Annotated in this window: 19 protein-coding genes; 12 read left to right on the top strand and 7 right to left on the bottom strand. The window is 66.6% G+C overall.

Features of this window, described 5'->3' with window-relative positions:
- Positions 1-160 precede the first annotated feature (160 nt).
- From FB461_RS05050 to mshC, 3 genes are all read left to right on the top strand, one after another.
- Positions 161-475, top strand: a complete 315-nt coding sequence (locus FB461_RS05050; protein ID WP_142119535.1) for a primosomal protein — start codon at positions 161-163, stop codon at positions 473-475.
- A 117-nt stretch (positions 476-592) separates the two neighbouring features.
- Entirely contained in the window at positions 593-1477 is an 885-nt protein-coding gene (locus FB461_RS05045) for an undecaprenyl-diphosphate phosphatase (RefSeq protein WP_142119533.1), read from the top strand.
- A 56-nt stretch (positions 1478-1533) separates the two neighbouring features.
- Positions 1534-2832 carry a cysteine--1-D-myo-inosityl 2-amino-2-deoxy-alpha-D-glucopyranoside ligase gene (gene mshC / locus FB461_RS05040; protein ID WP_142119531.1) on the top strand — a complete coding sequence of 433 codons (1299 nt, stop codon included), beginning with the start codon at positions 1534-1536 and terminating at the stop codon, positions 2830-2832.
- A gap of 54 nt (positions 2833-2886) precedes the next feature.
- On the opposite strand, the gene FB461_RS05035 is transcribed toward mshC, so the two are convergent.
- Positions 2887-3840, bottom strand: a complete 954-nt coding sequence (locus tag FB461_RS05035) for a PAC2 family protein (protein WP_142119529.1) — start codon at positions 3838-3840, stop codon at positions 2887-2889.
- 57 nt (positions 3841-3897) lie between these two features.
- Between FB461_RS05035 and FB461_RS05030 the strand changes: the two genes are divergently transcribed.
- Both FB461_RS05030 and FB461_RS05025 read left to right on the top strand, forming a co-directional pair.
- Complete coding sequence (locus FB461_RS05030) at positions 3898-4590, top strand: HAD family hydrolase (RefSeq protein ID WP_246046023.1); 693 nt, start codon at positions 3898-3900, stop codon at positions 4588-4590.
- Entirely contained in the window at positions 4583-5596 is a 1014-nt protein-coding gene (locus FB461_RS05025) for a tRNA (adenine-N1)-methyltransferase (protein WP_246046022.1), read from the top strand. Before FB461_RS05030 ends, FB461_RS05025 begins: the two co-directional genes overlap by 8 nt.
- Before the next feature lie 11 nt (positions 5597-5607).
- Here the strand turns inward: FB461_RS05025 and FB461_RS05020 are convergent, their stop codons facing one another.
- Positions 5608-6432: a class I SAM-dependent methyltransferase gene (locus FB461_RS05020; protein WP_142119527.1), complete on the bottom strand. Its 825-nt coding sequence runs from the start codon at positions 6430-6432 to the stop codon at positions 5608-5610.
- Positions 6433-6599: 167 nt separating this feature from the next.
- Between FB461_RS05020 and FB461_RS05015 the strand changes: the two genes are divergently transcribed.
- The 6 genes from FB461_RS05015 (at position 6600) to FB461_RS04990 (ending at position 14755) form a co-directional block, all read left to right on the top strand.
- Positions 6600-7625: a 6-phosphofructokinase gene (locus FB461_RS05015; RefSeq protein WP_142119525.1), complete on the top strand. Its 1026-nt coding sequence runs from the start codon at positions 6600-6602 to the stop codon at positions 7623-7625.
- A 244-nt stretch (positions 7626-7869) separates the two neighbouring features.
- Positions 7870-9354, top strand: a complete 1485-nt coding sequence (rpsA, locus tag FB461_RS05010; protein ID WP_142120786.1) for a 30S ribosomal protein S1 — start codon at positions 7870-7872, stop codon at positions 9352-9354.
- A gap of 300 nt (positions 9355-9654) precedes the next feature.
- Complete coding sequence (gene coaE / locus FB461_RS05005) at positions 9655-10263, top strand: dephospho-CoA kinase (RefSeq protein WP_142120784.1); 609 nt, start codon at positions 9655-9657, stop codon at positions 10261-10263.
- 81 nt (positions 10264-10344) lie between these two features.
- Entirely contained in the window at positions 10345-12462 is a 2118-nt protein-coding gene (gene uvrB / locus FB461_RS05000; RefSeq protein ID WP_142119523.1) for an excinuclease ABC subunit UvrB, read from the top strand.
- A 203-nt stretch (positions 12463-12665) separates the two neighbouring features.
- Positions 12666-13763: a TerC family protein gene (locus tag FB461_RS04995; RefSeq protein WP_142119521.1), complete on the top strand. Its 1098-nt coding sequence runs from the start codon at positions 12666-12668 to the stop codon at positions 13761-13763.
- 8 nt (positions 13764-13771) lie between these two features.
- Positions 13772-14755, top strand: a complete 984-nt coding sequence (locus FB461_RS04990; RefSeq protein ID WP_281282060.1) for a TerC family protein — start codon at positions 13772-13774, stop codon at positions 14753-14755.
- Positions 14756-14770: 15 nt separating this feature from the next.
- Here FB461_RS04990 and FB461_RS04985 read toward each other — a convergent pair whose 3' ends face one another.
- From FB461_RS04985 to FB461_RS04970, 4 genes are all read right to left on the bottom strand, one after another.
- Entirely contained in the window at positions 14771-15067 is a 297-nt protein-coding gene (locus tag FB461_RS04985) for a YciI family protein (protein ID WP_246046021.1), read from the bottom strand.
- 44 nt (positions 15068-15111) lie between these two features.
- On the bottom strand, positions 15112-16197 hold the full coding sequence (locus tag FB461_RS12275; protein ID WP_246046020.1) for an MBL fold metallo-hydrolase: 1086 nt from the start codon (positions 16195-16197) through the stop codon (positions 15112-15114).
- Positions 16198-16316: 119 nt separating this feature from the next.
- The gene (locus tag FB461_RS04975; protein WP_142120778.1) at positions 16317-18017 is read right to left on the bottom strand and encodes an ABC1 kinase family protein; all 1701 of its coding nucleotides are present in this window, start codon (positions 18015-18017) and stop codon (positions 16317-16319) included.
- A 4-nt stretch (positions 18018-18021) separates the two neighbouring features.
- Entirely contained in the window at positions 18022-18597 is a 576-nt protein-coding gene (locus tag FB461_RS04970; RefSeq protein WP_142119519.1) for a PadR family transcriptional regulator, read from the bottom strand.
- Positions 18598-18735: 138 nt separating this feature from the next.
- Here FB461_RS04970 and FB461_RS04965 point away from each other — a divergent pair, with 138 nt between their 5' ends.
- The gene (locus FB461_RS04965) at positions 18736-19989 is read left to right on the top strand and encodes an alpha/beta fold hydrolase (protein ID WP_142119517.1); all 1254 of its coding nucleotides are present in this window, start codon (positions 18736-18738) and stop codon (positions 19987-19989) included.
- Positions 19990-19998: 9 nt separating this feature from the next.
- Here the strand turns inward: FB461_RS04965 and FB461_RS04960 are convergent, their stop codons facing one another.
- On the bottom strand, positions 19999-20466 hold the full coding sequence (locus tag FB461_RS04960; protein ID WP_211349836.1) for a VanZ family protein: 468 nt from the start codon (positions 20464-20466) through the stop codon (positions 19999-20001).
- Positions 20467-20544: the final 78 nt, after the last annotated feature.

Raw genomic sequence — 20544 nt, 5'->3', positions numbered from 1 at the left:
GCGACTGAACTCGATTGACAGAACGTTAACAGGCGATCCGTCCCGAAAGGTGCCTTTGGACAGTTTTCGCCTGGAGCTGCCTTGCGCGAAATCGAAGTGCGTCCCAAGTTTTCCCATAACGCGGTGACATTTACGTGCCGGGCGCGCTACCGTCAGGGGTATGACTGTTGACCCACGTGCCGCACTGGACCGCCTGATTGCCGCCCTAGAGGCGCACTACAGCGCGGTGACCATGCGCAGATCCGAGGACGACCCGGGCGTGGACGACGCATATTACGTACTCGCTGACGCTTTCGACGTCTACGACGAGTCGCTCGGGCTCGAGTACGGCGAGGCGACGCCATTCGTTCTAGCGGATGAGGATGACGACGATGAGGAAGACCTCGAGCAGGCCGTAGTGCGAGGCGACGGTGACGCGGATGACGACGATGACGACGAGTTCGACGACGAGGATGAGGACGACGATCGCAAGTAGTCTCGTGCACCTAGCGCCGCTGTGGTCGGCCGCGCCAAATGGCGCGGGAGGGGCAGCGGGATAGGTACCGAGCGCGTCGCGGGGTTCGGGGCACGCCGACTGCGGTAGTGTGCGGGGGTGGAACTGTGGCATGCAATCGTCCTGGGCATCGTGCAAGGGCTCACGGAATTTCTCCCCGTATCTTCGAGTGCTCACCTGCGGATCGTTGGCGAACTCATCGGGGCGAACGATCCTGGTGCGGCCTTCACCGCGATCACTCAGATCGGCACCGAAGCCGCCGTCATCATCTACTTCCGCAAGGACATCGCGCGCATCATCGCGGCTTGGTGGCGCGCGCTGATTGGTAGGCGCGGTCCGAACTGGCGAGCGCGTGCCGGTTGGCCCACCCGAACCGCGGAGGCGGACCCCGATGCTCAGCTCGCCTGGTTCATCGTGCTCGGCTCTGTCCCGATCGTCGTGCTCGGCCTGGCCTTCCAGGACACGATCGAGAGCACGTTCCGCAACCTCTACCTGATCGCGGGCACGCTCGCAGTCTTCGCGGTATTCCTCGGCTTCGCGGACCGGATTGGGAAGAAGCGCCGCGACCTGAACGAACTCACCCTTCCGCACGCCATCGGTTTCGGCTTCGCGCAGTCGCTGGCTCTCATCCCCGGAGTTTCGCGCTCGGGCGGCACGATCACGATGGGTCTGCTGCTCGGCTATACGCGCGAGGCCGCGGCCCGCTATTCCTTCCTGCTGGCCCTGCCCGCTGTGCTCGGTTCCGGCCTGTACCAGTTGGCGAAGACCGCGGGGGAGCCGGCGATCGCCGGGGCGCCATCCGCCCTGGCGACCGCCGTTGCCACTCTCGTTGCCTTCGGAGTCGGATACGCCGTCATCATCGGATTCCTCGCGCTCGTGTCCAAGAAGTCGTACGCGCCCTTCGTCTGGTACCGCATCGGTTTAGCCGCGGTGATCGTCATTCTGCTCGGGACGGGCACCCTGCACGCCTACGGCTCCGTCTGACGACGAGCGGGCAGGCCGGGAGCCATTCGCCCTCGCCGGGCCGGTAAGGTTGACCCGTGCTTTCCTGGCCTCGCCCCACCATCCCCGACCTGCCCGATTCGCCGCATCAGCTCGCCCCGGTGCGGGCTTTCGATTCGTCCGCCAGGGCCGTCGTGGACACCGTCATCGAGGGTGCCGACAAGGCCGGACTCTACGTCTGCGGTGTGACCCCCTATGACGCCACGCACGTCGGCCACGCGGCCACCTATCTGGCGTTCGATGTGCTGCACCGTGCCTGGATCGACGCGGGGCTGACTGTTCTCTACACCTCGAACGTCACCGATGTGGACGACCCTTTGCTCGAGCGCGCGACGGCTACGGGGGTCGATTGGCGCGACCTCGCCGAGGCGCAGAGCGCCCTGTACGGCCGCGACATGACCGCGCTCAGCGTGATCCCGCCCGATACGTATATTTCGGCAACTGAGTCCATTCCGGCCGTTATCGACGCGATCGAAGAGTTCGTTGCCGCAGGGTTGGCCTACTTCGTTCCCGCTCCCGAGGCGGCCGAACCCGGCTCCCTCGACGTCTATGCGGACCTAAGCAAGATCGATTCGTTCGGATCCGTTGCCCACCTCGACCGCGACGGAATGCTGGCGGTCTTCGCCGAGCGCGGTGGGGACCCCGGCCGAGCGGGCAAGCGCGATGAACTCGATCCGCTGCTATGGCTGGCGGCTCGTCCCGGTGAACCTTCGTGGGATGGGCGATCCCTTGGCCACGGCCGCCCGGGATGGCACATCGAATGCGCCGTGATCGCGAGGGCGGGCCTTGGTGCGGTCTTCGACGTTCAAGGCGGGGGGCAGGATCTGCTGTTCCCGCACCACGAGATGTCCACCGCGCACAGCCAGGGCCTCGATCCGGCCGGATCGCGGGCGCGCCACCTTGGTGCGCGTCACCACGTCCATGCGGGCCTCGTGAGCTATCAGGGCGAGAAGATGAGCAAGTCGCTCGGGAACCTCGTCTTCGTTTCGACGCTGCTCGCCGGCGGCGCCCCGCCCGCGGCGATCCGGGTGGCGATCCTGAGTAACCATTACCGCCGCGATTGGGAATGGTACGACGACGCTGTCGAGCGTGCGCAGTCCCGCATCTCCACCTGGCGGCGTGCGCTGAGTGGGTATGGGGGCGCGGATCCGATCGAGTTCTTGGACGAGGTCCGCGCCGCGGTTCGCGACGATCTCGACACCCCGCGTGCGCTGCGCGCGATGGACGAGTGGTCCGCCCGCACCATTGCGGCCGCGGAAACCGGCGACGACGGTGTACCCGCAGCGGCTGGCATCGTTTCGCGCACGCTCTCGGCGCTGCTCGGGATCGACCTGTAGCGGTGTTGCCGAGTTGTCGCGCGATGAACGCCGCTAGCCGGGGTTGTTTGTGCCTCAGTCGTCGCCGCTCGGGTCCTCGGGAATCGCGGAGCCGGAGTCGCTAGGGAGCGCTCGTCCACTCGAATCCTGGCCCCGCGCACCACCGCGCTGCTGGAAGCCGCGCCGCCGCAAGAACCGCTCGAATTCCTCAGCGATAGCATCGCCACTCGCCTCGGGCAGATCCGCTGTATCCTTCACGGCCTCGAGTTGCTGGACGTACTCGGCGATCTGCTCGTCCTCGCGGGCCAGGTCGTCAACCCCGCGCTGCCACGCCTCGGAATCCTGCGCCAACGCGTCAGCGGGAATCGGCTCCCCGAGCAGGTCCTCGATCCTGCGCAGGATTGCAAGCGTGGCTTTGGGTGCGGGCGACTGCGCAACGTAGTGCGGGACGGCCGCCCACAGGGCGAACGCGTCGAGGCCGGCGTGCGCCGCCATGTCCTGCAGCACGCCGACGATTCCGATGGGGCCTTCGTAGTCGCTCGACTCGATGCCGAATCGATCCTGCAGATCGGCGTCGTCCGCGAAGAGCGAGACCGGGACGGGACGCGTGTGCGGCACGTCCGCTAGCAGGGCCCCGACAACGACGATGGTTGTCACGCCCAGTTCCTGCGCGGTCGCAATGATCTCCGCGCAGTATCGCTTCCAGCGCATGGACGGCTCGATCCCGTGAACGAGCGCGACCTGGCGCCCCGTGACGGGCGCCGTCGCCGTCGAGATCGCGGTGATCGGCCAGGCGATGCTGCGTTCGGAAAGTCCGCGGTGGGTCAGGACTGGCCTGTTGACCTGGAAGTCGTGATAATCCTCCGGGTCGAGCCGGTAGTGCTCGTTCGCGTGCCACTCCTCCACGAGGTGAAGCACCGCGCCGGAGGCCGCGTTGCCGGCATCGTTCCAGCCGTCGAACGCCGCGAACATCACCGTGCCGTCGATCCGCACGGATTCGCTCGGGGGAGTCCTGTCATCCGTTGTCATGTATCAACCCTAGGGCGTTCGGCGCTCGGATTCCGTGCAATCTGCGAAAATGGTGCAGTGCGCCTAACTAACGGTCTATCCGCGGTCCTCTTCGACATGGACGGAACGCTGATTGACTCCGAGCCTTACTGGATGGCCTCGGAGACGTCCCTTGTCGAGAGCTTCGGCGGAGTCTGGACACACGAGGACGGACTGCAGATGGTCGGCAGTTCTCTCGTCGGCGCCGCAGCGATCCTGCAGACGTATGGGGTTGCCATGCCCATCGATGAGATCGTCGCGCACATGGTGGGAGCGGTGTCGCAGGAACTACGGAGGCACGTGCCGTGGCAGCCGGGCGCGTTCGCCCTCCTGCAGGAACTCGGCGACGCAGGCATCCCGACTGCGCTCGTCACCATGTCCTACACCGAACTCGCGCGAATCGTCGTCGATGGCGCCCCTGCGGGGTGCTTCCAGGCGGTGATCACGGGCGACGCGGTGACTCGCGGCAAGCCTCACCCCGAACCGTACCTAGCCGCCGCCCGCGCACTCGGCGTGCCGATCGAGCAGTGCCTCGCCATCGAGGACTCCCTCACCGGCCTCCAATCCGCGATGGCGTCCGGTGCGGTGTCCGTCGCGGTTCCGCACATGGTGCCCATCTCGGATCAGCCGGGTGCCACCGTCATCCCGAGTTTGGGCGGGGTGGGGATCGCGGAGTTGGACGAGATCTTCGCCGCCGCGCGCGTCCAGGCTAGACTGACGGTCCGTGACTGACGAACGCGAGAACCTGCCCCCCACGACCGGCGTCGAACTAAAGCGGGGTCCGCTGCGCGTGGGCGATCGCGTCCAGTTGACTGATCCGCGCGGTCGCCTCTCCACGATCACGCTCGAAGAGGGCGGTGAGTTCCACACGCACCGCGGATTCCTGCGGCACGATGACCTGATCGGCAGCCCCGAGGGGATCGCCGTGACCAACACTTATGGCATCGAGTACCTGGCCTTCCGCCCGCTGCTGAGCGACTACGTCCTGTCCATGCCGCGCGGCGCCGCCATCGTGTACCCCAAGGATGCCGGTCAGATCGTCGCCCAGGCGGACATCTTCCCCGGCGCGCGCGTCATCGAATCGGGCGTCGGGTCGGGCGGGCTCACGCTCGCGCTATTGAATGCCGTGGGTGACGGTGGGTACGTCCACTCGATCGAACGACGTGAGGACTTCGCGGCGATCGCGCGCGGAAACGTCGACAACTACTACGGCGCGCCGCATCCGGCATGGCGGCTCTCGGTCGGCGACCTCGCCGATGTGCTGCCCGAATCCGACTCGCCCGGCAGCGCCGACCGCGTCGTGCTCGACATGCTCGCCCCCTGGGAGAACCTCGAGGTGGCCGCCGACGCTCTTGCACCCGGCGGGGTGCTGATCGCGTACGTCGCCACGACCACGCAACTCTCACGCCTTGCGGAGGCGGTGCGCGACAGTGGCCGTTACTCCGAGCCCTACGCCTGGGAGACGATGCAACGCGGCTGGCACCTGGAGGGGCTGGCGGTGAGGCCGCAGCACAGGATGATGGGGCACACCGGCTTCCTCCTGACGACGCGGCGCGTGGCGGATGGCACGGTGGTGCCGGAGCGAAAGCGCCGGCCCGCCAAGGGCTCGTACCCCGCGACGGCCGAGGATTGGACGGAGGACGATCTGGGGGAGCGCGTGCCGACGGATCGCAAGTTGCGGCGGACTCGCCGAGCCGTCGGGCAGCCACGCCCCGACCAGCAGACGCCGCACAACTAGGCGGCGCGGAGCTAGGCGGAGCGCCGCGCGACGAAGATGGCGGTTCCCGGGATGACTCGCCCTCGCAGCGGGCTCCACCCGCCCCAGACGTTGTCGTTGTCCTCGGGCCATTCCGGTTCGACGATGTCGAGGAGAGTGAATCCGGTTCGCGTCAGCGCACGGACGTAGTCGCCGATCGTGCGGTGGTACTCGGCGTACGTCACCTCGCCTCGCGCCGAGGTCTCCACGTACGGATCGCGGTCGAAGTAGGACTTCGACACCGTCAGCCCCGATTCCCCGGGGGCGTCGGGAAACGCCCACCGAACGGGATGCGTCACGGAGAATACCCACCGGCCACCCGGGCGCAAGACGCGCGAGATCTCAAGGAAGACCTGATTTAGCTCGGCCACGAACGGCAGCGCACCGTACGCCGTGAACGCGTGGTCGAAACTCGCCTCCGCGAACGGTAACTCGCGGGCGTCGCCAAGGACTAGCGGTACCTCGATTTGCGCTGAGCGATTCATCGCGGAGGCCTCGTCCAGCATCGCCTGGGAAATGTCCAGCGCCACCGCGCGGACGCCGTTGGCGGTCAGCCAGCGCGAGCATTGCGCGGCCCCGCAGCCGACCTCGAGGACGTCCTTCCCGATGAGTTCCGTGACCGTGCCGAGCAGCGCGGCCTCCGGCTCGGTCAGCCCTTCTGGGCACCAGACGAACTTCGTCTCGGCCAGGAATTCGCCGTGATCCGCCAGGTATTCACGCGCATTGGCGTCCCACCAGGACCGCCCCGCTCCGCGGGTTGCCGAGGGCTCTGCCGGTGAGTAGCCGGTGAAGTTTGCTGGAAGGCGCGACCTGGTCATGGTCAACATTGTGACTCAGCACGCCACGCCGATGTCGTCATGGGACGTTGGATGTCCCGGTAGGGCGATTGAATGGATAGGCTGGCACCAGCGCTGTTCCACTGCGCACGCCGCATACGTTCGCGCGGCATCACGATACGTGGCCCGGAATTCTAGGAGTTACAGACATGCAGATTGGCTTGTTGACCGGTGGGGGCGACTGCCCGGGACTGAACGCCGCTATTCGCGCGGTTGTGAAGCGCGGACTTGGCGAATACGGCCACTCGATCATGGGCTTCCGCAACGGCTGGAAGGGCGTGGTGGACGGTGACATCCTGCCGCTCACACGCGACAAGATCCGCAACACCCTGCCGCTCGGCGGTACCCTCCTGGGCACCGCCCGCTACCACCCCACCAAGGAGAACGGTGGCATCGATGCGGTGCTGCAGGTTCTGGAGCAGGAGCGAATCGAGGCCCTGATCTGCATCGGCGGTGACGGCACGCTGCACGCGGCGAGCGAGGTCGCCGCAGCTGGGGTCAAGATCGTCGCCATTCCCAAGACGATCGACAACGACGTGTGGGGCACCGACCAGTCGATCGGCTATCACACCGCCGTGAACATCGCGACGGAGGCCATCGATCGCATTCACACCACGGCCGAATCGCACAACCGCGTGATGGTCATCGAGGTCATGGGGCGCACGGCGGGCTGGATCGCCGTCAACGCCGGCATCGCCGGTGGCGCGGAGATCGTGCTGGCGCCCGAAGAGCCGTTCGACATGGACAAGGTCGTGCGCTTCCTTACGCACCGCCACCGGTCGCACGCGAGCTTCTCGATCGTGGTCGTGGCCGAGGGAGCACAGGCGGTTCCGGGCAGCTCGTTCGAGTACACGAGCGCGACCGGCAAGTATGGTGAGATCATCGGCGGCGCCGTCGGTGCTGCCGTCTCCCAGGAGATCGCGCAGCGCACCGGATTCGACACGCGCCTCACGGTGCTCGGTCACGTGCAGCGCGGCGGGTCGCCCACGCCCACCGACCGCATCCTGGGCTCGCGCTTCGGCGTGGCTGCGGTCGATGCGATCAACGCTGACAAGTCGGACGTGATGACCGCGCTCATCGGTGAGCACGTCGAACTCGTGAGCCTGCAGGAGATCGCGGGCAAGGTCAAGACCGTGCCTGCCGAATTGCTGCAGGTTGCCAGGGCGCTCGCGTAGGTGCTGGCCTGGCCTGGGGGATAGCGCCTGGCCGCGTGAAGCCGGGTCAAACGGGAGAATCCTCCCGTTTGACCCGGCTTCACGCTTCCTGGTAAAATCCTTAGCGGTCTAGGCTGGGTCGTTTCGAGAACAACAGCGTCTCGAACAGGTAGAGCTCAATAGGGTTTTGCGTGACATCGCGGCTTGCCTGGCCGCCATGCCCATACTCGCACTATTCCTGTCCGCATCGGAGCATCTGACTTATATGACCACCTCGACCCCTACGAAGTCCGTCCCCACAGTGGCCGTCAACGACATCGGCACTGAGGACGACTTCCTCGCCGCTGTCGACGCCACCATCAAGTACTTCAACGATGGCGACATCGTCGAAGGCACCATCGTCAAGGTTGACCGCGACGAGGTTCTTCTTGACATCGGCTACAAGACCGAGGGCGTCATCCCCTCGCGCGAGCTTTCCATCAAGCACGACATCGACCCGTCCGAGATCGTCCAGGTTGGCGACAAGGTCGAGGCCCTCGTCCTGCAGAAGGAAGACAAAGAAGGCCGCCTGATCCTCTCGAAGAAGCGCGCTCAGTACGAGCGTGCCTGGGGCACCATCGAGAAGGTCAAGGAAGAGGACGGCATCGTCACCGGTACCGTCATCGAGGTCGTCAAGGGTGGTCTTATCCTCGACATCGGCCTGCGCGGCTTCCTGCCCGCATCGCTCGTCGAGATGCGCCGCGTGCGCGACCTGCAGCCCTACGTCGGCAAGCAGATCGACGCCAAGATCATCGAGCTCGACAAGAACCGCAACAACGTTGTGCTGTCGCGCCGTGCCTGGCTCGAGCAGACGCAGTCCGAGGTTCGCTCCACCTTCCTGCAGACCCTGCAGAAGGGCCAGGTTCGCCCCGGTGTCGTCTCCTCGATCGTCAACTTCGGCGCGTTCGTGGACCTCGGCGGCGTCGATGGTCTGGTTCACGTGTCCGAGCTCTCCTGGAAGCACATCGACCACCCGAACGAGGTCGTCGAGGTCGGTCAGGAAGTCACCGTCGAGGTCCTCGACGTCGACTTCGACCGCGAGCGCGTCTCGCTGTCGCTCAAGGCGACGCAGGAAGACCCGTGGCAGACCTTCGCTCGCACTCACGCGATCGGCCAGGTTGTGCCCGGAAAGGTCACGAAGCTCGTTCCGTTCGGTGCGTTCGTGCGCGTCGAGGACGGCATCGAGGGTCTGGTGCACATCTCCGAGCTCGCGCAGCGTCACGTCGACCTGCCCGAGCAGGTTGTCACCGTCGGCTCCGAGGTGTTCGTCAAGATCATCGACATTGAGCTCGACCGGCGTCGCATCTCGCTATCGCTGAAGCAGGCCAACGAGGGCGTCGACCCGACCTCGGAGGACTTCGACCCGGCGCTGTACGGCATGGCCGCCGAGTACGACGAAGAGGGCAACTACAAGTACCCGGAGGGCTTCGACCCCGAGACGAACGAGTGGCTCGAAGGCTTCGAGACGCAGCGCGAGTCCTGGGAGGCGGAGTACGCCAAGGCCCACGAGCGCTGGGTTGCGCACAAGGAGCAGGTTGCTGCCGCGATCACCGCGGACCAGGCCGCCGCTTCCGAGCCGGCTTCGGACGACTCCGAGTCCGCCGCTCCGGCAGCCGCGAACTACAGCTCGATCAGCCAGGATGCTGGCGAGGGCACGCTGGCCTCGGACGAGGCGCTCGCTGCGCTTCGCGAGAAGCTGACGAGCAACTGATCCTCAGTTAGTTCCTCGGGCGGGGCGTTCACCTTCGGGTGGGCGCCCCGCCCTTTTCCGTGGACGAGTTCCCCTGTACGCGTCGTCGATCCGGTCGGCAGACACCGGTTAGGGCTGCTGCGCACCGGGTATAGCGGGTGTCGGGCGGCCCTAACGGGTGCCGAGTGTGTGCCGGGCCGCGCAACCAGGCACCTTGCCGCCAGGGCCGGACGTGCGGGGAGCCGGTAAGGTAGTTGCACCGAGCTGGTGATTATCCGCCAGGGCGCAGCACAAGGCATCAACGGCGATCAGGAGGCTGTCATGATCCGCGTGGGACTGACGGGAGGCATCGCGGCCGGGAAATCGATCGCGGCTGCGAGGCTCCGGGAACTCGGGGCGTACGTGATCGACCACGACAGGCTGGCCCGCGAATCGGTGGCGCCGGGCTCCGCTGGCCTGTCGGCTATCGTCCAGCGCTTCGGCCCCGGCGTGCTGGCGGCGGACGGCACACTCGATCGGGCCGCGCTCGCTTCGATCGTCTTCGGGGACGAGGCCGCCCTCACTGACTTGAACGCAATCGTTCACCCGCGGGTTCACGATCTTGCAGCCGCGTATGAGCAGGCTGCAGCCGGGGACGGGAATGCTGGAGTGATCGTGCACGACATCCCGCTACTGATCGAGACCGGTCAAGCCGGTGACTTCGACGTCCTGGTCGTCGTCCACGCGCCTGCGGACCAGCGCATCACGCGCCTGGTGGAGAACCGCGGCATGTCCCTGCCCGAGGCGCGCAAGCGCGTTGCCTCGCAGGTCGACGATGCCGTCCGACTGGCCGATGCGGACGAGGTCCTGGACGGGACGGGACAGCCCGATAACCTGCGCGCGCAGGTCGATGCCCTATGGGAGAAACTTCAGAAGCGCCACGAGGCGTAAAGCGGCGAGCGCTCCGCCACGGGTTGTCGCCGGTTGCCCGGCGACTCGTACACTTGTCCGATTGGATCTAGAATGGTGCCTATGGCAGCGCGCGACGACCTCCGGCAATCCCTGGCCCCGTTCGAGGTCGTCTCGGAGTTTCAACCCTCGGGGGACCAGCCGACGGCCATCGCTGAACTGACGGAGCGCCTGCAGGCGGGGGAGAAGGACATCGTCCTGCTCGGCGCCACCGGCACTGGAAAGTCGGCCACTACCGCGTGGCTGATCGAGCAGGTGCAACGCCCCACGCTTGTGATGGCACCGAACAAGACTCTCGCAGCGCAGTTGGCGACGGAGTTCCGCGAATTGCTTCCCAACAACGCTGTCGAATACTTCGTGTCGTACTACGACTACTACCAGCCCGAGGCCTACATCGCGCAGACGGACACGTACATCGAGAAGGACTCGTCCATCAACGACGAGGTGGAGCGGCTTCGGCACTCGGCCACCTCCAACCTCCTCACCCGGCGCGACGTGGTCGTGGTGGCCTCGGTCTCCTGCATCTACGGACTGGGCACCCCGCAAGAGTATGTGGACCGGATGGTCCGCCTCGCCGTGGGTGACACGCTCGACCGCGACGAACTGCTGCGGCGGTTCGTCACGATGCAGTACACCCGCAATGACGCCTCGTTCGTCCGGGGCACGTTCCGCGTGCGCGGGGACACCGTCGAGATCATCCCCGTCTATGAAGAGCTGGCGATCCGCATCGAGTTCTTCGGCGACGAGATCGAGACGATCTCGACGCTGCACCCGCTTACCGGCGACGTTGTCCGGGACGAGGCCGCTGTCTACGTGTTCCCGGCCTCGCACTACGTGGCGGGTCCCGAGCGCATGCAGCGCGCGATGTCGAGCATCGAGGAGGAACTGCAGCACCGCTTGGCCGAGCTCGAACGCCAGAACAAGCTGCTCGAGGCGCAGCGACTGCGCATGCGGACCACGTACGATCTGGAGATGATGCGCGAGATCGGCACGTGCTCGGGCATCGAGAACTATTCGCTGCATATCGACGGCCGAGAGCCCGGTTCGCCCCCGCATACGCTGCTCGACTACTTCCCGGACGACTTCCTTCTCGTCATAGACGAGTCGCACGTCACCGTCCCGCAGATCGGTGCCATGTACGAGGGCGACATGTCGCGCAAGCGCAACCTGGTCGACTTCGGCTTCCGGCTGCCGAGCGCGATGGACAACCGGCCGCTTCGCTGGACCGAGTTCCAGGAGCGCATCGGCCAGACCGTCTACCTCTCGGCGACCCCCGGCGACTACGAGCGCTCCCAGTCCGATGGCGTCGTGGAGCAGATCATCCGGCCGACAGGCCTGATCGACCCCAAGATCGTGGTCAAGCCAACCACCGGCCAGATCGACGATCTGCTGGGTGAGATCAAGACCCGCGTGGAACGAGACGAGCGGGTGCTTGTGACCACGCTGACCAAGAAGATGGCGGAGGACCTCACCGACTACTTCCTCGAGCGCGGCATCCGCGTCGAATACTTGCACTCCGACGTCGACACGCTGCGCCGCGTCGAATTGCTCCGAGAGCTCCGCCTCGGACGGTTCGACGTCCTGATCGGCATCAACCTGCTCCGCGAGGGGCTCGACCTGCCCGAGGTATCTCTCGTGGCGATCCTCGACGCCGACAAGGAAGGCTTCCTCCGCTCCGGGCGATCGCTCATCCAGACGATCGGCCGCGCCGCGCGAAACGTCTCTGGTGAGGTCCACATGTACGCGGACAAGGTCACCGAGGCGATGAGACTGGCCATTGACGAGACCGAGCGGCGCCGCGAGAAGCAGATCGCATACAACCTCGAACACGGAATCGATCCGCAACCGCTGCGCAAGAAGATCGCCGACGTGACGGACATGCTCGCGCGCGAGGACGTCGACACCCAGGAACTGCTTGCGACCGGGTACCGCGGCGCGGGCAAGAAGCAGGGACGCTCGGCCGCGACCGACTTCGACTCGGACACCGGAGTCAAACTCGGCACCTCTGTCCGCCGAGCCGTCCCCAGCGGCGAGGGAGAACTCGTCCAACTGATAGCGGACATGAACGACCAGATGCACGCCGCCGCCGCCGAGCTCCAATTCGAGCTTGCCGCGCGCCTGCGGGACGAGGTCGCCGACCTGAAACGCGAGCTGCGGCAGATGCGCGAGGCGACCAAATAGGCCATCGGCGACGCAAAACGCGCGAGGCGTGATAGCCTCTATCCCGTTGAGAAGGGGAGTATTCCTCTCGCGATTGCCTCGTCATCACGAGCCGTAACGGCTCCGGGGAATCGGCCGGCATCCCGGTGGAAGAGACCTTCGAGATTCGATTCAAGTCCTGCTGACTCCGTTTGGCGTCCCCAGAAGTGAAGGAATCCTCGAAAGTGGTCGTACCTGTCTGGGCGTGGGCCCTCACCATCGCCGTCATCATCGCCATGCTCGCCGTCGACTTCGTGGGCCACGTGCGCACGCCCCACGCTCCAAAACTCAAAGAGGCCGCGTTGTGGTCGGCGATCTACGTCGCCATTGCGCTCGCCTTCGGCCTGATCGTCTGGGTCGCGTGGGGCTCGACGTTCGCGGGCGAGTACTACGCCGGATTCATAACCGAGAAGAGCCTCTCGGTGGACAACCTGTTCGTATTCGTGCTGATCATGTCGAGTTTCCGCGTTCCCCGCGAGTACCAGCAGAAAGTGCTGCTGTTCGGCATCGTGATCGCGCTGATCCTGCGCACCGTGTTCATCGTCGTCGGTGCGACTGTCATCGCTCACTTCTCGGCGATCTTCTACCTGTTCGGCGCCTTCCTGCTCTACACCGCGTGGACCCAGATCCGCGGATCGGGGCACGACCCGGAGGAGGGGTTCAAGGAGAACGGCTTCCTACGGCTCATGCGGCGCATCCTGCCGACCTCGGACGGCTACATCGGCGATCGGATGTTCGCCCGTCAACACGGCAAGTTCGTTGCGACCCCGATGTTCATCGTGATACTCGCCATCGGCTCCGCCGACCTCCTCTTCGCGGTCGATTCCATCCCGGCCATCTTTGGCCTGACACAGGAGACGTTCCTGGTCTTCACCGCGAACGCGTTCGCCCTGCTCGGCCTGCGCCAGCTCTTCTTCCTGCTCGACGGGCTCCTGGACAAACTGGTGTACCTGTCCTACGGGTTGGGTGCCATTCTCGCGTTCATCGGCGCGAAACTCGTCATCCACGCCATGCACACCAACGAGGTTCCGTTCATCAACGGCGGGGAGCACATCACCGCCATTCCTGAGGTGAGCACGGCCGTTTCACTAGGCGTCATCGTGGGAGTACTCGTCCTCACCACGGTGTTGAGCCTCACGATCGGGCGCCGCCCCGCTGAGGGAAGAATGGCGGCCAAATCGGCGGGTATCGCGCACCAGGAAATGGCGGCGAAGCGGTCGCTTGGGGATTACGAGGCCGATGCTACGGCGCATCGATCGCAGTCCGGCGACGATCAGAAGTAAGGGCCCGATTGATTCCGCAGTGGTTCATCGTCGGCTCGCTCATCGTGATGGTGGCGATCCTGCTCACAGACCTCGCCTTGGTGCGCAAACGACCGCACATACCGTCGGCCGCCGAGTGCATCGCCTGGGTGGCCTTCTACGTCTCACTTGCGCTCGTGTTCGCGGGCGCGCTGTATCTCCTCGCCGACCGAACCACCGCGGGCCAGTTCCTCGCGGGTTGGGTGACCGAGTATTCCCTCTCCGTGGACAACCTGTTCGTCTTCCTGATCATCATGTCGAAGTTCGCGGTGCCCAAGAAGGAGCAGCAGCTCGTCCTGATGGTGGGGATCATCATCTCGTTGGTGCTGCGCGGTGGGTTCATTCTCGCTGGCAGCGCGGTGCTGGAGCGATTCGGCTGGGTTTTCTACCTATTCGGGATCTTCCTTATCTACACCGCGGTCAAGGTGGTGATCGACCGTAACGCCGAGGAGGAGTACCAGGAGTCGAAACTCATCGCGCTCATCCGTCGCGCGGGACGGGTCCACGACCACTACGACGGTCCACGTGTCCGGACCACGGTCGATGGGAAGCGCTTCTTCACTCCGATGATCCTCGTCTTCGTCGCCATCGGTACGACCGACCTGCTCTTCGCCCTCGATTCCATCCCCGCGATCTTCGGCTTGACGACTGACCCATTCATCGTGTTCTCCGCCACCATCTTCGCGCTCATGGGACTACGCCAGCTCTACTTCCTGCTGGGCGGCCTGCTCGATCGCCTGGTCTACCTGCCGTTCGGGCTGGCCGCGATCCTGGGGTTCATCGGCGTGAAGCTGATCTTTGAGGCGCTAGGCACCAATACACTGCGTTTCATCAATGGCGGGCACGGGGTCGCGTGGGTTCCGGAGTTCTCGACCGAGCTATCGCTCGCGGTCATTCTCGGCGTCCTGGCGGTGACGGCGCTCGCGTCCGTGGTCAAGGCGAGGGTGGACGAGGCCCGCCTTGATAACCGGTGACCTCTATTCGGCGAGTTAGTCCGCCCAAGGGCCGATGACGGGTGTCCAGCGCACCGCCTGGCGCTCGGCGACGGTCCCAGCCTCAAGGAACGGGTCCGCGTCCAGCAACGCCAGCGCCCCGGCGGCGGACGCCGCCCGCACGATGATCAGTGCCCCGGCTGCTCCTTCGGAGTCGACGGGACCGGAGGCGAGCAGCACTCCGGCCGCGTGGAGACCGGTGAGAAACGCGCGATGGCGGGGCCTGACTTCCGCTCGAAGTTCCTCGTTCGTGTCGTAGGCGTAGGTCACCGCGTATATTTCCATGACTGCCATTTAACCAGGTTCGCTAGTCTGCGCTTTTGGCGGGGAGCCACAACCTACCAGCCGCGCGCCTTCCACTGGGGCAGGTGCGGGCGTTCGCGTCCGAGTGTGGTCGGTGCCCCGTGTCCGGGATGAACAACGGTGGCGTCGTCATACCGATCGAACACCCGCCGCACGACGTCTCGGTACAGGGAGGCGAATTCATCCCTCCCGGCGGTCTTTCCCACCCCTCCGGGGAAGAGCGAGTCACCAGTGAACAGGTGCGTCCGGCCCTCTGCGTCCTCGATCGCCAGTGCGATCGAGCCGGGCGTGTGCCCGCGTAGGGCGATCACATTGAGGACGAGTCCTCCCACGCTGACGGTGTCCCCGTCCTCGAGCCTGCGATCCGTAGGCACCGCGATTCCGTCCGCATCGTGCGCGCCCGCGAGCGTGCGTGCACCCGTGGCGTGAACGACTGCGGCGAGTGCGCCAGCCCAGTGATCCCGATGGTTGTGCGTGGTCACGATCTGCTTGCCGCGTTCTGGGGTGAAGGACCGCAGGATGCGTTCCGGTTCAGCGGCGGCGTCGATGAGCAGTTGCTCGCCGGACGCGTTGTCGGTGATCACGTAGGCGTTGTTGTGCATGGGGCCGACATCGAGCGTGGCGAGACGCCACGGTCCGTAGTTGAGCACGACGTCGATGGGATACCCGAACAGTGCCGAGGCGCCGACGGCAAGCGGCGGAACGAGTTGGGCCGCCATTCTCCGGTAGACGGACATGGTTTGGCGATAGGGATCGATGATGTCGTCATCTGCGGGGTCGCGTCGCGGAGCTAGGCCGCGCCGCGCGGCGATCGCGCTCATCGCCGCGCGCAGGTCTGCCACGGTGGCGACCTCGCTCGGCAGCGTCCCGGTCGGCACGTCGGCTGCCAGCGCGGCGAACTCTCGGATGGTGAAGATCTTGCGTGCGGCGCGTGGCAGAGTGCGCGCGACCTCTTGGCGGTGTTCGCGAGTCGAGACGAGAATCAGGTCGGCGTCTGCGAGCATATCCGGCGTCACGGCGCGCGCGGCATGTGGGCTACGCACGCCGCCGAGCTCGGAACTGAGTGTCTGCGAGTGCGCCGACAATCCAGCGATCGCCGCCTCCGTGGCGCGCGTTGCCAATCACGTCCAGCGCCACTCGGCTGCCCTGCTGCCAGAACAACCTTAGGTGGCATAAGCGGGTTATGCGCCGGGGATCGCACCACTGGGAAGTTCCGATGCGGCGATCGAAGGATGAACGACTATCGGCGGTGATGGTGCCGCGGTCCGCGGCGCGGCGGAAGCGCGTACACCAGCGGGAGCGCGGAGGTGTCCATGAGCACGGTGCCGAGAGCGGCGCTGTCGGGACGTAGCAGAGCGCCGGCGATTAGCAGGCCGGCGAAGACGACGGCGGCGAGCACCCTGCGTCCCAGGCGCTCGAGCCGTGCGAGGCGGCGATCGAGGTGTGAGACGTCGAAGCTGACCCGGCCGTCCTCTATTTGTGTGATCAGGCGATCGACGCGCTGGGGCAAGCCCCACACCGTCTTTGCGACCTGCCCAGCCTGGCTGGCGAAACTCGTGAGCAGGTTACCGGCCTCGTCTCGCACCAGCTGCGTGACGTACGGCTCGACGACGTCCCACACGTTGAACTTCGGGTCGAGCCCGCTGCACACGCCGGAGGTGACGGACACGGCGCGGATCAGCAGCAGGAAGTGCTCGGGCAACTGGAATGGCAGGTTTCTAACCACGTCGCCGAACTCGTCCGCGAAGTCCTGGAACTCGCGCGGGTCGACCTTGCGCAACTCGGCCAGTCCCATCCCGCTGAAGCGCTTGAACAATTCGGTCATCGCGCGCTCCAGCTCCGCCGTGCCCGCCGAGGGCAGGAGCATTCCCACCTCTTCGATGGCGGACACGAGCCCCTTGCTGTCGCGGGATGCCACGGCGATCAGCAGCTTGCGCAGGCCATCGCGGGTGCTCTCGGAGATCTCGCCCATCATGCCGAAGTCGATGAACGTGAGCTGCCAGGGGACCGGCTCGCCGGCGGGCAGCGGCGTGACAAAGATGTTGCCCGGGTGGGGATCGGCGTGGAAAAAGCTGTCGGTGAAGATCTGGTCGAACATCGCGCCGGCGAGCGCCTCCGCGACCTCGACCGGGTCGATGCCGGCCGCGCGCAGCGCGTCGACGTCGCTGATCTTGATCGCGGTGACGTCCTCCATCGTGAGCACCCGGCGCGTGCTGCGCTCCCACACGATCTCCGGCACGCCGACCCGCGGATTCTGCGCGCTGTTCTCCCGGAAGCGCTCCGCGCTGGTGGCCTCGTGTAGGTAGTCGATCTCTTGCAGGCTCGTCGTCGCGAACTCCTCGACCAGGGCAACAGGGTCCACTCGGTTGGCTACAACCCGCACGCGGCGCAGGCGCTGAGCGATGACGCGCAGGGCCGCGAGGTCAACCTCCACGATCCCATCGATGCCGGGGCGCTGGACCTTCACCGCCACCTCGCGCAGGCCGAAGTCGGCGGCGTCGAGCGCCGTTAGCCGGGCGCGATGCACCTGCCCGAGCGACGCGGCGGCCACGGGAGTGGGATCGAAGTATTCGAACACCTGCTCGAGCGGCAGCCCGAGTTCGAGTTCCGCTGCCTCCTTGATCGCGGGAAAGGGCACGGCGGGGACCTCGTCCTGCAAACCCTCAAGTTCGTGGACGATTTCCGGCGGGAGGACGTCGAGCCGCGAGGACATGAACTGTCCCACCTTGATCAAGAGTCCGCCGAGTTCGATCGCCAGGTCGTGGAAGCGGCGTGCTGTGCGGCGGATGCGCCGCGCGCGGGTGCGATCTGCGACGCGGCGCAGCCCGATGCGGGGCAGCACCGACTCGTACCAGAGGGTCTGCGCGCCAACGCGCGCAGCGAATCTGACGATGCGGCGATAGCGGGCGCGTGAGTCGCGCGCCGACAGGTCCTGCGCCATCCCGTCAGCCCTGAGCGAGGATCGCGTAGAGGCGGCGGCGGGCATCGTCCAAAACCTCGACGGCCTGCTCCTGCTGCTCCTTCGTGCCCGTGCGCGCCACCTGTGCGGCTGCCTGCGCCAGGTCGATTCCTGCCTTGGGCAGCGCCCCGTGGTGCGATTCCTCCTTGGCGCCCGGCGTCTCCCACAGCAGAGGCTTGCTGGCCGCGGCCTCCGCCTCGATGCGCCCGGCGTCGGTCAACTCGTACGTCTTGCGGCCGTCGGACTCGTGGACGCTGATCAGGTCCTCGTCCGTGAGCTGCTGCAGGGTGGGGTAGATCGAGCCGGCGCTGGGCTTCCATGCCCCGCCGGTGCGTTCCTCGACCTCCTGGATAATCTGGTAGCCGTGCCGCGGCTGCTCCGCCAGCAGCACGAGGATCACGGAGCGGATGTCGCCGCGGTCCGCGCGTCCGGCGCCGCGCGAGCGCGTGCGGCTTTCCACGTTGGCCCGCAGGCGGTCCAGGGCCTGCCACAGGTCCTCGCCCGGGTTGAACGAGCCGAAGCCGCGCGAGCCGCCGAATCCTGCAGATGATCGAGTGTTCATCGTGACCGCCTCCTGTGAGAATCGTCGTGGCCGCGTATCGGCCGATCGACGTTAACGATACTTAACGATGTATCGTTCGCGTTGGGAAAGGGCTGGGTGCGGGTCGGTGACCAGCGTCGGGTGACTAGCATCGAAGGTATGACCTTCCACACCTCGCACGTGGGCCGGCTGCGGCTCGACGACCACACCATCACCGTCCCGCTCACCGCGGACGCCCGCGATCCGCGCACGATCGACGTGTTCGCCCGCGTGGTGACGCGGCCCGGTGGCGAGTCGCTGCCGCACCTGCTGTTTCTGCAGGGTGGGCCGGGGGTGGAATCGCCGCGGCCGTCGCTCGACCCGGCATCGCCGAGCTGGCTGGAGACGGCGCTGGAGCGCTATCGGGTCGTATTCCTCGATCAGCGCGGGACCGGGCGGTCGACGCCGGTGGGGGACGATCTCATCGCGTCGCTCGGCGCGAGCGGCGCGGCCGAGTACCTGACGCACCTGCGGGCGGACGGCATTGTGCGGGACGCCGAGGCGCTGCGAGAGCTGCTCGGCATCGGCCGCTGGCACACGCTGGGGCAGTCCTTCGGCGGATTCACCACGCTGCACTACCTGAGCGTGCATCCCGACTCGATCGAGCGCGCGTACTTCACCGGCGGGTTGTCCGCCGTGGGGCGCCACTGCGACGACGTGTACGCGCTGTGCTACGCGAAGGTGGCGGCGGCGTCCGAGGCGTACTACCGGCGCTTCCCCGAGCACCGCGGGGTCGTCGCGCGGCTCGTGGACCGCGCCGCGGCCGGGGAGATCGTGCTGCCCAGCGGCGAGGTCGTCTCGCCATCGCGCCTGCGCAGCCTGGGGCACTGCCTCGGGTCCGACGACGGCTGGCTCGCGCTGCACAGCCTGCTGGAACTCGACCCGCGCAGCTTGGCATTCCGCTACGACCTCGCGGACCTGCTCCCGTTTGGGGGCCGCAACCCGCTGTACTACGTGATCCACGAGTCCTCGTACGCCGACGGGGTCGTGACCGACTGGTCCGCCGAGCGTACCGAACCGGAGGCTTTCAAGGCCGACCCCACCTGGCTCACGGGCGAACACGTGCGCCGCGAATGGCTGGAGACCGTGCCGGCGCTTGCGCCCTGGAAGGACGTGGCCCTCAAGATCGCCCAGGTCGAGTGGCCGCGGTTGTACGACGCAGACGCGCTGGCGGACTCCGACGCACGCGGCGCCGCGGCCGTGTACGCCAATGACTGCTACGTGCCGCTCGAGTACTCGCTGGAGACCGGGGCGCTGCTGCCGGGGGTCCACCGGTACGTCACGTCCGAGCACGAGCACTCCGGGCTGCGGTCCAGTGGCGGAAAGGTGCTGGCGCACCTGTTCGACCTTGCCGACGGGGGACGGGTGCGCTGAGGCGGTGCGCTAGCGCCCGCCTGCGCGCCGCCGGACGAGCAGCGCGGCGGCGGTCGCGCCCAGAGCCGCGCCTATGGCCGTGCCCAACGTGTTGAGCGCGACGTCCTGCAGCGACGCGACACGGCCGGGCAGCAGCCAGCCCTGGATCAGCTCGATTCCGAGCGACGCCGCGCCGCCGGCGAGCGTGACCAGGAGGGCGGCGCGCCAGCGCTGGGCCGCGGTCCACCGGGGTCGGCCCTGTTGCACCAGTAGTTGCGCCAGCAATCCGAGCGGGATGAAGATGCCGACGTTGCCGATCGCCTCCGCCTGGTTGAACGTGAGCGGCAGCCCGAGCGCGCTCACCCACTGGGCGACGGCCGAGATCGTGTGAGAGGGGGACTCGTCCCGCAACGTCATCGCGACGAGGGCCAGGCACCACAGGCCGAGCAGCGCGGCGGTGACGCGCGTGCGCAGCGGGGTCGAGGTGGACGAAGGCATGCGTGCCATTATCCACGCCGCGCAGGGCGGCGGAGCGCTCGTCCATCCTCGATTCCATCCGGGCCGCCTGACCAGCGC

This window comes from Rarobacter faecitabidus, from assembly GCF_006716265.1.
GTDB classification, from domain to species: Bacteria; Actinomycetota; Actinomycetes; order Actinomycetales; family Cellulomonadaceae; genus Rarobacter; species Rarobacter faecitabidus.
The sequence above is the reverse complement of the archived record's forward strand: the minus strand, read 5'-3'. Positions and strand labels throughout refer to the sequence as shown.

What these genes read in the sequence shown, in the direction of transcription:
- FB461_RS05050 (WP_142119535.1), top strand. Translation starts at nt 161, where the DNA reads ATGACTGTTGACCCACGTGCCGCACTGGACCGCCTGATTGCCGCCCTA.
- FB461_RS05035 (WP_142119529.1), bottom strand. Translation starts at nt 3,840, where the DNA reads ATGACAACGGATGACAGGACTCCCCCGAGCGAATCCGTGCGGATCGAC.
- FB461_RS05020 (WP_142119527.1), bottom strand. Translation starts at nt 6,432, where the DNA reads ATGACCAGGTCGCGCCTTCCAGCAAACTTCACCGGCTACTCACCGGCA.
- FB461_RS05015 (WP_142119525.1), top strand. Translation starts at nt 6,600, where the DNA reads ATGCAGATTGGCTTGTTGACCGGTGGGGGCGACTGCCCGGGACTGAAC.
- rpsA (WP_142120786.1), top strand. Translation starts at nt 7,870, where the DNA reads ATGACCACCTCGACCCCTACGAAGTCCGTCCCCACAGTGGCCGTCAAC.
- coaE (WP_142120784.1), top strand. Translation starts at nt 9,655, where the DNA reads ATGATCCGCGTGGGACTGACGGGAGGCATCGCGGCCGGGAAATCGATC.
- uvrB (WP_142119523.1), top strand. Translation starts at nt 10,345, where the DNA reads ATGGCAGCGCGCGACGACCTCCGGCAATCCCTGGCCCCGTTCGAGGTC.
- FB461_RS04985 (WP_246046021.1), bottom strand. Translation starts at nt 15,067, where the DNA reads ATGGCAGTCATGGAAATATACGCGGTGACCTACGCCTACGACACGAAC.
- FB461_RS04975 (WP_142120778.1), bottom strand. Translation starts at nt 18,017, where the DNA reads ATGGCGCAGGACCTGTCGGCGCGCGACTCACGCGCCCGCTATCGCCGC.
- FB461_RS04970 (WP_142119519.1), bottom strand. Translation starts at nt 18,597, where the DNA reads ATGAACACTCGATCATCTGCAGGATTCGGCGGCTCGCGCGGCTTCGGC.
- FB461_RS04965 (WP_142119517.1), top strand. Translation starts at nt 18,736, where the DNA reads ATGACCTTCCACACCTCGCACGTGGGCCGGCTGCGGCTCGACGACCAC.
- FB461_RS04960 (WP_211349836.1), bottom strand. Translation starts at nt 20,466, where the DNA reads ATGCCTTCGTCCACCTCGACCCCGCTGCGCACGCGCGTCACCGCCGCG.